Genomic DNA, 13,563 nt, shown 5'->3' on the forward strand with positions numbered 1-13,563 from the left:
TCTTTGGCGATCGTTCGACATAACGGACACCGGTCGACGGACCGAGGCGTCCAGCAGAGTTCCGGTACGATCCGAACGCGCACCGCCATCCAGGGTCCGCACTTCCGGCCTCGTCGCTTCGGTCTTCGCGGCGAAGCGGCCCGTGTTCGTCCTCCTGGACCCGGTATTCGGTTCTTTCCCGGCGTCGGGCCCTGCGATGCCCGAACGGTGACGACGCGGTTCGCACCTGGCCGAAGGAGTTCTGGGACTTTTTCCCTGATCCTAACCTCACGAAACTGCGACAGCCACAACCGGTACGAGAAGCGCGTCGCGTTTGCCTCGGGCGCCCTCCGCACCGGCCCCGAACGGCGGGCCCGGTACCCGACGGGCCTGGAAGCATCCACCGCCACTCGGGTATTCCTCGTATCGCCGCGAGAGGGGCGAGTGGCATCGCCACGTCCCCCTCGTATCGGGAGGACGCCCCGGGGAAGAGCCCCGAGGAGGTGAGGAAGCCGGGACGCGAATGCCGCGGGTGTGGACAATCCCTTGACGCGTTCCGACGGAATCGGAGGAAAGACGGCCGGGAGTCGCGGATGCACCGGGGCGAGGTGGGCGCCACCCCGTTCCCCACCCGCCGTCGACCCCCGCCCCGGGGTCCCCGGCGCCAACGGCGCAAGGCGCCGCTCCTCGCGGGCTCGGGCCGCTGGCGGTGCGGGCGCGATGAGCGCGCTCTGCCTGGTGGGGCCCGCCTGGCCGTTCCGGCGGGGATGCCCGGCGCGCCGCGCGTCGCCCCGGATGCCACGGCCGGGGACCGTCCCCGTCGACCGTCGAGATCCGCCAGCCGACCGGTGTCCGACGCCGTGTCGGGGCGTGGCGTGTCATGCCCGCCGCCGATGCGGCGAATTGCCGCCATCCGGTCGAGCCGGTCGAGTTCCATGGGTGGGGAAACCTCTGTGGGGTACCGGGGTCGATACCGCCCGTTCGTCGCGGAAAGGAGTGAGGACGCGCTGGCAACCGGGTGGGCCGCCGTGGAATCGGCCGAGGCGGTGACCGGTACGCGTCACATTACCAGTCCCGGCCGCCCGTGCCCTCCCCAACCGGAACGGTTGGAGCGCATCCCGCGTCGGCACGCCGTATTCGGAGCTGGGCGGCCAGCGAAAGGGACATCGGAGCTGGGACGTGATGAATGGTCGGACGTGCCCAGAACTGCGCGGAGGCCGCCGGATAGCCGGGCAGCGCTTAACTCGAACGGGCGGTTTTCTGCGGCAGTTGGTCTCGCGCCGGGTAGGGCTTTCGGCTGCCCCCGCTCCTTCCGTTAACCGAATGACAACCGCCCGCCGTGGTGGCGCGCGGGTCAGCACACCGCCGGGCGCCAACGGAAACCGACGGAAACGGGTGGTCACCGTTGGTCCTCGCCGCCCGTGCGGTCGGACACCCTGCCGACACCCCGCGTCGGATCGCCCAGGTGCGCGGGCGAGCTCGGGCGCACCCGGGTATCCCGCCAACCGTCCACGACGGGCGGACGCCGCGACCTGCCCTCCCCACCGCTGGTGCGAAACACGTCACACCCCGTGGTTCCCAACCGGCGGGACGGGCTCGGGGGAGCCCGGCGCGTCCCGGGCACCGGCATCCCGCGACGGCGCCCGGACGGGGACGCCGAGGGGCGGGTGCGGTCCGGTCCGCCACCAGATCGGCCCACCCAGCCCAACGAGCTCCGCGCCACCCCGACGGGTGGAGGCCGACCCGGAGCCGGCAGGACCACCCGGGTGGGGGTGCCAGCCGCGGGCCCCCGGTGACCGAGCCCCACCCGGTCGGCGTCATCCGGCGTCCAGCGGTCCCGACACCGGGACGAGACGGTCCCTCGGGGGCAGTGCCGGCGGGAGCGCGGGGTGGCGGGCATCCGCCCGCCACCGGTACAGCACCGTCGGAGGCGGCGGCACGGACGGCGACGGGTAGCTGGTCGCCCAGGACCGGAAACCACTGGAGCTGGGGCTGGCACCCGGGAACGCGACGTCCAACATGGCGCCGTACCGGCCACGCCGTTCCGATTCCTCCCCTCCCCGCAACGGGAACCGGGGCCGTGCCTCCTCCGACAGCAACTCCGGGGTGACCAACCACGGGGCGAGGTGGTGCGCGCGCCCCGACGACGCCCCGGCCCGCAACGCCCGCTCGGCACCCATCCACCCGGCGACCACCAGGGTGTGGTCGGCGTCGGACGCCAGCGGCACCAACCGCACGCGGTGATCGGCGGCGGCCTCGACGACGACCCGGCGTGCCGCCAGCGACCGCGGGGAGGCGTCGGACACGACGTGCACCCGGCCACCCGCGAGGTGGCCCACCATGCCCCGCAGCACGGACTCGTCCTCGGCCAGCAGACCCCCGTCCGGCCAGGGAACCTCGTCCCGGCCGCCGGCGACGAGGTGCGCCAGCACCGCGCTGGCGTACTCGGGGCCACCCGGATCCCGGATGTCGCGGCCCTCCCAGGGTTCAGCACCGGTGTCGACGGGCACCGAGGCCGTCCGTCCACCGAGGCTCAGGTAGAGCCGAGCGGGACCCTCGTCGAGGTCCACCACCGCCCACCCGCCCCCGGCTCCGGGCCGTCGCTCGACCGGCTCCATCGTGGACGGTGAGGTCCCGACGGCGGCGCGGTCCGACCCGACGTACACGAGGTTCGGGCCGGGCCGGTGCGGGACGACGAGGACCTCGACCCGCTCGTCGCCGACCACCGCGCGGGCCAGGAGCGGTTCCCCGCTGCGGGGAACGACGAGGTGCCCGGCGGTGACCACCACGGCCGCGCCCACGATGAGCGCGAGACTCGACAGGACGGCGGCGGAGCGCACCGCCACCGTCGTCGCGCCGGGCCGCCGACCGCTCCACAACATGCTCCAGGAGAGGCTGGCGAACGCCGCCACGATGGCCAGGTACGTCGCCGACTGCGGCGGTGACACCACCCCGACGGCCCGCGTGAGGAGCGCGACCACCGCGACCACCGTCCCCGCACCGACCACGAGGGGCGCCGCGCCGCGCAGGAAGGACAGGCGGGACCGCGAGCACGCCACCGCCACCGGCGTCCCCAGCGCCACCAACACCAGGAAGGCGGCGCCGTCGGCCAACCACGGCAGGTCGGCGAGCAGCAACCCGAACAGCCCGCCGAACGACGCGGCCCCGGTGAGCGCGGCGGTCGCCCGGCGGCTCAGCTCCCCGAGCAGGGGACGCAGCAGGGTGGCGCCGGTGGCGACGAGGAGCGCGACGAGGAATCCCAGCCGCACCAGCAGGCTGCCGGACGGGCTTCCCGTCCCCTCCCCGTGCGAGTGTCCCCCGACCACCGGGACGGCCGCCTCGGCTGGCAACGCGAGCAGCACCGAGGCGACCGTCCAGGCCAGGAGCACGGCGGCCGTGGACCTGATCATCCGCCCGAGGGAACGCGGGCGCAGGAGCACCGCACCTGGGGTTCCCCGGCGTCCTCGCCGCGTCGGTGCAGCACCATCGCCACCACCATCGGGACGAAGACGATCGCGTTGTAGAGCAGGTGCAGTTCCACCCGGGGCATCACGAGCTGGATGATGCTGGTGGGCACCGGCCTGCTCAGCAGGTGGACCCCGCTCCACGCCTGCAGGAGCAGCAACAGGTGTTCGATGTGGTGCCAGAACTGGATCCCCAGCGCGATGCCCCACCAGGTCCGGGCGCGACCGCCGAACCCGTGCCGGAGCACGAAGAACGCGACGATCATGACCAGGGCGAACCCGTAGTGCAGCAGCTCGGACTCCACGAGCCAGGGGAACGCGAGACCGAGCGCCCCACCGGCCTCGGGGACCGGCCAGTCGAACAGGTAGATCTGCGCGGCCTGCGCGACGTGCTCCAGCCAGTGCGCGAGGACCACGATCCCGTACAGCACCAGCGCGATCTCGTGCCTGCTGGTGTTCAGGATCTCGATCACGCCGGCCGAACGGGTCGGTGGGGGGTGTGCCAGGTGCGTCGTCATGGAAGGGCCTCCTCGGTCAGGGGAAGGGCGATCCGAACCCGAACCGGTACCTGGAGAAGGGGGAACCTCGACCGGCCGGTCGCGGGTGCGATCCCCGGGGGCGGAGCCCGGTCGCCCGGGCCCGTGACCGACGGTACGGCGGGAACCCGCCGGTCACGGCCTTCGTGAGAGCGCAGTCGCGCGATGCGGCACTTTGGGAGTCCACGCCCGGGAATACGGGCGCGGGTGCCCCGTCCGGCTGCCACGGCCGGGGGCGGTAGCTGGTTTCGCGCCCGGCACGGCGAAGCCGACCGCGCGGCTGGGCGGCGAGCGCGGGAGCCGCCGCGAAGCGGTTCGTGCCACACCCCACGACTCGGCGTGCTCACCCCGCCGCCGGCGGCCTCCCCTCGCGCACCGGCCGCGACCGGTGCGGTGGCCGGTGCGCGTCAAGGGGGCGGCCCGGCCCGGTGCCGCCCCCACCGGGGGGAGCCGGAGCCCGGCCGCCACCCCGCCGTCCCGGCCCCGGTGGCGTTCGGTCAGCCGCCGCCCGCCATCCACCGGCCGACGCGGCGGGCCGCCGTGAACGCCGACCAGCCCACCAGGTCCACCAGCGCCGCGTCGCCGAGGTGGTGGCCTCGGAAGTCGGCCACCACCCGGTCGTCCACCTGGTAGGAGCGGAAGGCGGTGAGCAACGCGAGCCGGGCCGCCGCCCGGTCCGGCGCGGCGAGACCAGCGCACAGGTCCTCGACCCAGTCCCGGCCGGGACCACGACCCACGTCCTCCCAGACGGCCACCGCGTCCAGCACCCGGCTCCTCGCCCGCTCGGACAGCCCGCTCCCGCCGGCGGCGCGGTCGGCGGCCCGCGCGATCCGCGCCGCCGCGCCACCGATCCCCGGGTGCGCCGCCGCCCACCCCAGGTCCGGTGGCGGCTCCTCGCGTTCCCCGCCCCGCTCCGAAGCCCCCGGCCCGACCCCGCGGCCGGCGGCGGCCCCGAGATGGCGGGCCAGCAGGCTCCGCACGCCGCCGCGCACCCCGGCCGGTACCCCGGCGGGGGTGGGTGACTCCTCCAGGAACACGTTCACCAGCCGGTTCAGGAACTGGAAGGTGACCGCGACACCGACCAGTTCCGCGCGGTGCCCGACGGGGAAGGGTTCGGGGGGCGGCGGCGCACCGGCCCCCGGTCCACCCGCCCCCGCCCACTTGACGACGGCGCGGAGCCGAGGATCACCGACCTCGCCGCTCCGCCCCGCCACGATCGCCGTCGCCGCCGCACCCGACCCCAGCCCGCGCAGGGCGGAACCGTGCACCTCGACGCAGTAGGGGCAGGAGTTGGACGCCGACACCGCCGCCGCGACCGCCTCCTTCACCGGCCGGTCCACCGCACCGTCGACGACCAGCGTCTCGCGGAGCAGCGACCAGGACGCGGCGAGCAGGTGCGGGGCCGGTGACAGCACCGCGATCGGGGGAGCCAGCACTCCGAAGTCCCGCTCGAGCTCCCGGTACACCTCGGCGACGACCCCGGTCGCGGCGGAGGGGAGCACCGGGGTGACGTGGCGGGTTCGCCCCAACGACCTCCGCACCGCCGCCCGCACCAGCGGACCGGTCACCTCGGTCGCGCCCCCGTCGGGCCGCCCGCTCCGGCGGACGAGGTCGTGCCCGAGGGAGCGGGAGCTCCGTACCGGACGTCGACCCCCCGTTCGCGAGCCGCGTCCACGATCGCGGGCACGGCCCGCTCGGCCAGGGCGGCGATGGTGAGCGCGGGGTTCACCGTCAACGCCCCGGGCACCGCGGAGCCGTCGGTGACGAAGATGCCGGGATGACCGCGCAGTTCGTGCCGGTCATCGAGGGCGGAGGTCGCCGGGTCGTCGCCGATCCGGCACGAGGCCAGCGGGTGCACCGTGTAGGCGCCGACGACGTCGTTGGTCCACGGCATGACCTTCGACAACCCGTCACGTTCCATGACGCGCCTGACCTCCGCGTCGGACTCGGCCCACCCCCGCAGCGTGTTCGCCGTCGGCCGGTAGCTGATCGTTCCCCGGCCGAGCATCTGCTGGGAGATGCGGTAGGCGTTGCCCCGGGGCGGCGGTGCGCCGAAGACGCCCTCGTTGTCGTCCTCGGTCATGGAGAAGATCGTCAGCCACGACCGCCAACGGCGCAGCACCTCCTTCTTCTCCCGGCCGAACCAGGTCGGGCCCCCCGCCGCGTCCGGGGCCTGCGCGAGGATCGTGCCCAGCCCCGGCGGGAAGTACAGCTGCTCAAGGGAGAAGCGGGAGTACTCGGGCAGGTCGCCGTCGAGGTGGTCCCAACTCGCCACCACCGGTCCCTTGCCGATCTGGTTCGCCTCGTAGGCCCGGCCGTCCGGCCGGGACAGCCCGAACAGCTCGGAGACCCGGTCCTCGTCGACGATCGCGGTGTTCAGCCGTTCACCGTTGCCGGAGAAGTAGCGTCCCACCGCGTGCGGCATCGCCCCCAGCTCCGCCTCCGACCGTTGGAGGATGACCGGGGTGGCGCCCGCGCCCGCGGCCAGCACCACGATCGAGGCGTCGATCGTGCCGCCGCCAGTGGTGATCCGGTAGTCCTCCGCGTCGACCGTCTCGTAGTGCACCCGGTACCGGCCCCCGTCCACGCGGGAGATCCGCTGCACCTCGTGCAACGGTCGGATCTCGGCCCCGTGATCCACCGCGGAGGGCAGGTAGTTGAGCAGCAGCGACCGCTTGGCGTCGAAGCGGCAGCCCGCCATCATCCAGTTGCAGTTGGTGCAGCGGCCGGTGTCGATGGCCACCGGGACCGGGTTGGCCGACCGCCCGGCGTGCGCGCAGGCGGCGGCGAACAGCCCGCCGGCGTAGCTCACGTCGTCCCAGCTCTGCCGGGTGACGGGCAAGGACTCGGACACCCGGTCGTACCAGGGGTCGAGGCTGTCGCGCGTGATCGAGGCCGGCCACATCCGCCGCCCGAGGGAACCCTGCCGGTCGAAGACGAACCGGGGCGCCCGGGGCATCGCCGCGAAGTAGACGACGCTGCCACCCCCGACGCAGTTCCCCCCGAGCAGGCTCATCCCGTCGCCCACCACGAAGTCGAAGACACGCGTGTACGACGAGCCAAGCTTGAAGTCGTGGTCGAAGTCCTCGCTGGACAGCCACGGCCCGCGTTCCAGCAGCACCACCCGGGCGCCGCCGGCCGCCAGGTGGTAGGCGGTGATGGCACCCCCGAACCCGCTGCCCACCACGACGACGTCGGTGCGTTCGGTGGCGTTCATGCCGGGCTCCCTGAGGCCGTCGTGTCCGGATGGGTCTCGGCCAGAACCCGGCCGTAGGAGTAGTCGGCGAAGCGCCAGAGTCCATCGTCGTCGGCCGGCGCGTAACCGATGGTGAGCAGGCCGGGGTGGCCCTCGGCGAAGGCGTCCGCGGTGTGCAGGTGCGCCGCGGTGTCGAACGCCATGTTGCTGAACATCGCCAGGGCGACCCAGCCGTCCCGCTCGGGGTTGTCCGGCGCCGTCAGCCGGAGGACGAGGGCGGCCCGCTCCTCGTAGGGCAACGCCACGAACTCGGGGAGCGTCTCCTCGGGCGGTGCCCCCCGCCCCTCGGCGAGCGTCCTGGCGTGCCCGTTGAGCATCGCGGCCAGCGGCCCGAGCGCCTCGGCGAAGCCGCTGGCCGGATCGGTCAGCAGGGCGAACGCGCCCGACTCCACGGCCCCGCCGCCCTCGGAGACCCCCGCGATCGCGGCGTCCCCGGGCGACCGCTTGGCCCCCGGCACGATCGTGTCCGCGAACGCCTCGATCGTCATCCTCGTCCGTTCCTCGTCGGTACCGTCCGGTGGCATCCCGCCTCCTCGTGTGGGGCCGCGTCGTCTTCCGCACCGGGCCGGGGTTCACGACCCGGCTCGCCCGACCGGCGCGCGCGAGAACGTCCGATCCCGCGTCCTTCCGGAACGGCCGGAATCGCCGGAAACGAGTTCCCGTCCGCTGCCGGCGAATCCGCTCACCAGCCCGGATATTCGCGTCCTCGGTGGCACGATGCTCCGATCGGACCGGCGCTCCGCGCATCTCACGGCGTGCTCGGCGCGTCGACCCGCGAAGGGCGAAGGCCAGAACGCCGGACGTTTCCGCACGTGAGGAGTGGTTCGGCCTGGTGCCGTCTGTGATGGTCTTCTCCGGGCGCCAGGTTCACCGCCCGATCCGTGGAATTCGTGGAAGGGAAGTGCGGTGGTTCGGCTCATCCGAAGGATCAGGAGTCTCGTGCTGACTCCGGGAATGGCGGCGACCGAGGTGTCGACGCGCGGATTCCACGAGAAGAGCACGGAGGCCAGGGACCTGATCGAAACCGTCGGCCGCACCTTCCTCACCGCGTACTCCTACGCGGCCGAGGCCCGGGCGGTGAGCGACGCCGAGGACCGGTTGGAAGGACTGCCCCGCTCCTTCCGGGGATTTGGGTACGAGGGAGCCGCGATGGGGTGCGCGGTCCTGGACGCCCTGCCGCTCACCAGTGGCCGCCGCGTCCCCGACCTCCTCGCCGGGCGGGGCGACGCCCACGTCTACATGGCCTACATCGGGGTGGGGTGGGCGATGGCCCGCGTCCCCCGCTTCCGGTGGTCGAGGTTGCACCTGCCCGACCCGCTCCTGCGGTGGCTGGCGCTGGACGGCTACGGCTTCCACCAGGCCTACTTCCACACCCGCCGCTACGTGGCCGAGCGGTACCTCGAACCGGTGCTACCCGCCCCCTTCGACTCCGACTACGCCCAGCGGGCCATCGACCAGGGCATCGGCCGGGCCCTGTGGTTCGTCGCCGGAACCGAGGCCCAACGGGCCGCGGACCTGGTCGACACCTACCCGGCCAGCCGGCGGGGGGACCTGTACAGCGGGGTGGGGCTGGCCGCCACCTACCTCGGCGGGGCGGACGAGGACGAGCTCCGCCGGCTCGCCGACCGGGCCGGGCCGCACCGCCCGGACGTCGCGCAGGGCTCGTCCTTCGCGGCGGAGGCCCGCGTGCGCGCCGGGCTCGTCGTGCCCCACACCTCGGTCGCCACCCACGTGTTCTGCGGGCTCGATGCCGAGGCCGCCGCCCTGGTGTCCCGTTCCGCACGTCCCGACCCCACGGCCACGGGGCCCGGGGGCGTGCCCGCCTTCGAGGTCTGGCGACGCCGCATCGCCGACGAGTTCGTCTCTCATGGGAGGTCCTGACGACATGTTCACGACAGCTGGCTGGATACGCAGGCAGCTCGCCGGCGTGACCGCCGTGGTGCTCATCGCCGGTACGTTCCTCGCCGTGCGACTGCCCACCTCCTCCGCGGAGGAGGTCGAGGCGATGGCCGCCGAGTACGGGTTCGAGCCGATGTCCATCGAGTTGCCCAGCGGGCTCCCGCGACGGACGATCCGCTCGGTCAACCAGGACTACAGCCACATCGACGCCTGGATCTCCTCGGTGGGCGCGTCCATCGCCATGAACGACCTCGACGGCGACGGCCTGGCGAACGACCTGTGCCTGACCGACCCCCGGTTCGACGAGGTCGTGGTGACCCCGACACCGGGCGAGGGGTCGGACCGCTACGACGCCTTCGTCCTGGACCCCGGCGACCTCCCGATGAACGACGTGATGGCCCCGATGGGCTGCGTGCCAGGGGACTTCGACGAGGACGGACGGCTCGACCTGCTCGTCTACTACTGGGGGCGGACGCCGATCCTGTACCTGGCCGACCCCGGCGCCTCGTCGTTCGGCCCGGAGACCTACCGGGCCACCGAGGTGGTCCCCGGTGCCACCGGCGGCGAGTACGACGGTCCGCAGTGGAACACCAACACCGTCGCCGTGGACGACTTCGACGGAGACGGCCACCTCGACATCTTCGTCGGCAACTACTTCCCCCACGGCCCGGTCCTCGACGACTCGGTCAGCGGGGGAGTGGAGATGAACTACTCGATGTCCCGGGCGTTCAACGGAGGCGAGGACTACTTCCTGCGGTGGACCGGGCTGACCGACGAGGACGAGCACTCCGTCACCTTCGAGCTGGTCAGCGACGTGGTGCCCGACGACGACGCCCGCACCGGCTGGGCGTTGGCCTCCGGCGCCAACGACATGGACGGGGACCTGCTGCCGGAACTCTACGTCGGCAACGACTTCGGCCCCGACCGCCTGCTCCACAACCGGTCGGTGCCCGGGGAGATCAGGTTCAGCGTCGTCGAGGGCGACCGCAAGGCGATGATCCCCAAGTCCAAGGTCATCGGCATGGACTCGTTCAAGGGCATGGGCGTCGACTTCGGGGACCTCGACGGCGACGGCATGTACGACATGTTCGTCAGCAACATCACCACCTCCTTCGGCATCCAGGAAAGCCACTTCGCGTTCATCAGCGACGCCGAGGACAAGGACGAGGTGCGAGAACGGCTCCAGGAGGGGAACGCGCCCTGGACCGACCGCAGCGCGCAGCTCCACCTCGCCTGGTCGGGTTGGGGCTGGGACGCCAAGATGGCCGACTTCAACAACAGCGGCGATCTCGTGGTCGCCCAGGCCACCGGATTCGTGAAGGGCAAGACCAACCGCTGGCCGCAGCTCCAGGAACTGGCCGCGGCCAACGACACCCTGCTCAGCAACCCGAAGGCCTGGCCGAGGATCAGCGAGGGCGACGACATCGGCGGCGACCAGCACATGGCCTTCTTCGCCAAGGGCGACCACGGCCGCTACGTCGATCTCTCCCGGGAACTCGGGCTCGCCGTGCCCGTTCCGACCCGGGGGATCGCCACCGGCGACTCCAACGGCGACGGCACGCTCGACTTCGCCATCGCCCGGCAGTGGGACGAACCGCTGTTCTACCGCAACACCGCCCCGAACCCGGGCGACTACCTGAACCTGCGGCTGGTCCACGACGAGGAACCGGCCCCCGGCGAGCTCGCCGCGCCCGGCTCGCCCGTGGTCGGTGCCCAGGTGACCGTCACCAGGGCCGACGGGCGCCGGTTCGTGTCGCGGGTCGACGGCGGCAGCGGCCACGCCGGCAAACGCAGCCACGAGGTGCACATCGGACTGGGTCACGGCGTCGCGTCCCCGCTGGACGTCGAGATCGCCTGGCGCGACCGGGGCGGCACGGTCCGGGAAGAGCAGCTGCGACTCGACACCGGCCAGCACACGCTGAGGCTCGGCGCCACCGTGCGGGAGGACTGAGGGACATGGCGGAGAAGACGACGACAGCGGCCCCGCCGCGTCACGACAACAAGGTCACCACGGCGCTGCGCCGGTTCGCCATCTCGATCACGGTCTTCAACATCCTCGGCTACACCGTGCTCGGTTTCGAACAACCCTGGCTGTGGCCGTTCATCGCGCTGGCCACCGGCTACACCGTGGAACTCGTGCTGGAACGCATCGCCGCGCACTCCGAGGGCCGGGCACCCCGGTACCTCGGCGGCGGGGTCCGGGGCGTGGTGGAGTTCCTCTACCCGGCGCACATCACCAGCCTGGCCCTGAACATGCTCATCTACGTCAACGACCAGGTCTTCGTGATGATGTTCGGCGTCCTGGTCGCCGTGGGCACCAAGTGGGTGTTGCGGGCGCCGGTCCGGGGCAGGCTCCGCCACTACATGAACCCGTCCAACTTCGGGATCACCGTGATCCTGTTGCTGTTCCCCTGGGCCAGCATCGCGCCGCCCTACCACTTCACCGAACACGTCACCGGATGGGTGGACTGGCTCATCCCCGCGTTGATCGTCCTCGGCGGGACCATGATCAACGCGAAGCTGACCGGGCGGATGTGGTTGATCGCCGGCTGGGTCGGCGGGTTCGCGCTCCAGGCCGTGATCCGGGGCCTGCTGGAGGGCACCTCGATCCCCGGCGGGCTCGCGACGATGACCGGCGTCGCGTTCATCCTGTTCACCAACTACATGATCACCGACCCGGGCACGACCCCGTCGCGGCCCTGGGCGCAGGTCGCCTTCGGCGGTGGCGTCGCCGCGGCCTACGGCGTCCTGACCGCCATGCACATCGCCTACGGGATCTTCTTCGCCACCGCCATCGTGTGCCTGGTGCGCGGGGCCTTCCTGTGGGGCCTGCACCACAGCGAACGGTCCCGCGCCCAGTTCGAGGCGTCCCGCCGGGCGGCGACACCCGCCGAACCCGCGGGGGGCGCGGCACCCGCCCCCGCCGAGCGCCAGGAGGGCACCGGGCCCTCCACCGAGGGCGCGGCCCCCAGCGCCGACGGGCCGCCCGGGACGGCGAGTGAGGTGCGCCGAGGATGACCACCGACCACGGGCGGCGCACGCCGCCCGGGCCGTCCCGGTGGGAGACGCCCTCGATGCTCCGGAAGCTGGCCGCCGACCGCCTCGGACTGATGTCCACGGCGGCGGCCCGCTTCGGGGACGCCTCCCGCCTGGCGATCGGCCCCAAGGCCCTGTACTTCTTCAACCACCCCGACCACGCCAAGCACGTCCTGGCCGACAACGCCGGCAACTACCACAAGGGCATCGGTCTCGTGCAGGCCCGCCGCGCCCTGGGTGACGGCCTGCTCACCAGCGAGGGCGAGCTGTGGCGCACCCAGCGCAGGACGATCCAACCCGTCTTCCAGCAACGCCGCATCACCGGGCTGGCACCGGTGGTGGCCGAGGAGGCCACCACCCTCGTCGACCGGCTCCGCGCCCGCGTCGGCGGCCCGGCGGTGGACCTCGTCGCCGAGCTGAACACCATGACCCTCGGGGTGCTCGGTCGCACCCTGCTCGACGTCGACCTCAACGCCTTCGACACGGTGGGACACGCCTTCGAAGCCGTCCAGGACCAGGCGATGTTCGAGATGGTCACGATGGGCACCGTGCCGACGTGGGCGCCGCTGCCCAGGCAACAGCGGTTCCGGCGCGCCCGCGCCGAGCTGCGGCGGATCGTCGACCGCCTGGTCGCAGACCGCGACGCCCGAGGCCCCCGACGCCAGGGGGTCCCCGACGACGACGTCCTGAGCCGGCTCATCGAGTCGACCCGGCGCGAACCCGATCCCCGGGTCGGCGCGACCCGGATGCGGGACGAACTCGTCACCCTGCTGTTGGCCGGCCACGAGACGACCGCGAGCACGTTGGGCTGGAGCCTGCACCTGATCGACCGGCACCCCCCGGTCGCGGAGCGGCTGCGGGCGGAGGCCCGGGCGGTGCTCGGCGACCGGGCACCCCGGCACGAGGACCTGACCCGCCTCACCTACACCCAGATGGTCGTCAAGGAGGCCATGCGCCTCTACCCGCCGGTGTGGATCCTGCCCCGGATCGCCCAGGAGGACGACGAGGTCGGGGGATACCACGTGCCCGAGGGGTCCGACGTGCTCATCTGCCCGTACACCCTGCACCGGCACCCCGCGTGGTGGCCGGACCCGGACCGCTTCGACCCGGAACGGTTCGCCCCCGACCAGCTGGAGGGCCGCCCGCGGTACGCCTACCTGCCCTTCGGCGCGGGACCCCGCTTCTGCGTGGGCAGCAACCTCGGCATGCTCGAGGCGGTCTTCGTCCTCGCCGTGCTCATGCGGGAGCTGCGGCTCACCGGGGTCCCGGGACGGACGGTCGTCCCCGAACCGATGCTGTCGTTGCGGGTGCGCGGCGGCCTGGCGATGACGGTGCACCGAGCCGAGTGACCCCAACGCCCCGGCCAGGCCCGGCCGGGGCGTCCTCGGCCGGG

At 72.9% G+C, this 13,563-nt stretch carries 9 protein-coding genes; 4 read left to right on the forward strand and 5 right to left on the reverse strand.

Annotated features, from left to right (window positions below; all coding sequences use genetic code 11):
- Positions 1–1,796: 1,796 nt before the first annotated feature.
- The 5 genes from ACOJVX_RS11590 to ACOJVX_RS11610 all read right to left on the reverse strand — a co-directional run bounded on the left by ACOJVX_RS11590 (position 1,797) and on the right by ACOJVX_RS11610 (position 7,759).
- A complete protein-coding gene (locus tag ACOJVX_RS11590) occupies positions 1,797–3,389 on the reverse strand; it encodes a DUF6239 family natural product biosynthesis protein (protein ID WP_156038764.1) in 1,593 nt (530 codons plus the stop codon).
- Complete coding sequence (locus ACOJVX_RS11595) at positions 3,386–3,961, reverse strand: hypothetical protein (RefSeq protein ID WP_030107024.1); 576 nt, start codon at positions 3,959–3,961, stop codon at positions 3,386–3,388. Before ACOJVX_RS11595 ends, ACOJVX_RS11590 begins: the two co-directional genes overlap by 4 nt.
- A 515-nt stretch (positions 3,962–4,476) precedes the next feature.
- Positions 4,477–5,547 (reverse strand): carboxymuconolactone decarboxylase family protein, encoded by a 1,071-nt coding sequence (locus ACOJVX_RS11600; protein WP_422647520.1) that lies wholly within the window; start codon positions 5,545–5,547, stop codon positions 4,477–4,479.
- Positions 5,544–7,196 (reverse strand): FAD-dependent oxidoreductase, encoded by a 1,653-nt coding sequence (locus ACOJVX_RS11605; protein ID WP_051314290.1) that lies wholly within the window; start codon positions 7,194–7,196, stop codon positions 5,544–5,546. The genes ACOJVX_RS11600 and ACOJVX_RS11605 overlap by 4 nt, the downstream gene beginning before the upstream one ends.
- Complete coding sequence (locus ACOJVX_RS11610) at positions 7,193–7,759, reverse strand: DUF5987 family protein (protein ID WP_030107376.1); 567 nt, start codon at positions 7,757–7,759, stop codon at positions 7,193–7,195. Before ACOJVX_RS11610 ends, ACOJVX_RS11605 begins: the two co-directional genes overlap by 4 nt.
- 382 nt (positions 7,760–8,141) lie before the next feature.
- Here ACOJVX_RS11610 and ACOJVX_RS11615 point away from each other — a divergent pair, with 382 nt between their 5' ends.
- The 4 genes from ACOJVX_RS11615 to ACOJVX_RS11630 are packed head-to-tail and all read left to right on the forward strand — an operon-like array spanning position 8,142 to position 13,519.
- On the forward strand, positions 8,142–9,116 hold the full coding sequence (locus ACOJVX_RS11615) for a DUF1702 family protein (protein ID WP_043509677.1): 975 nt from the start codon (positions 8,142–8,144) through the stop codon (positions 9,114–9,116).
- Between the two features lie 4 nt (positions 9,117–9,120).
- Positions 9,121–11,085: a CRTAC1 family protein gene (locus ACOJVX_RS11620; protein ID WP_026420253.1), complete on the forward strand. Its 1,965-nt coding sequence runs from the start codon at positions 9,121–9,123 to the stop codon at positions 11,083–11,085.
- Between the two features lie 5 nt (positions 11,086–11,090).
- Complete coding sequence (locus ACOJVX_RS11625; protein ID WP_211237598.1) at positions 11,091–12,152, forward strand: enediyne biosynthesis protein; 1,062 nt, start codon at positions 11,091–11,093, stop codon at positions 12,150–12,152.
- Positions 12,149–13,519 (forward strand): cytochrome P450, encoded by a 1,371-nt coding sequence (locus ACOJVX_RS11630; RefSeq protein ID WP_418153592.1) that lies wholly within the window; start codon positions 12,149–12,151, stop codon positions 13,517–13,519. Before ACOJVX_RS11625 ends, ACOJVX_RS11630 begins: the two co-directional genes overlap by 4 nt.
- Positions 13,520–13,563 lie beyond the last annotated feature (44 nt).

The sequence above is a fragment of the Actinoalloteichus caeruleus genome (assembly GCF_049311605.1).
Lineage (GTDB): Bacteria > Actinomycetota > Actinomycetes > Mycobacteriales > Pseudonocardiaceae > Actinoalloteichus_B > Actinoalloteichus_B caeruleus.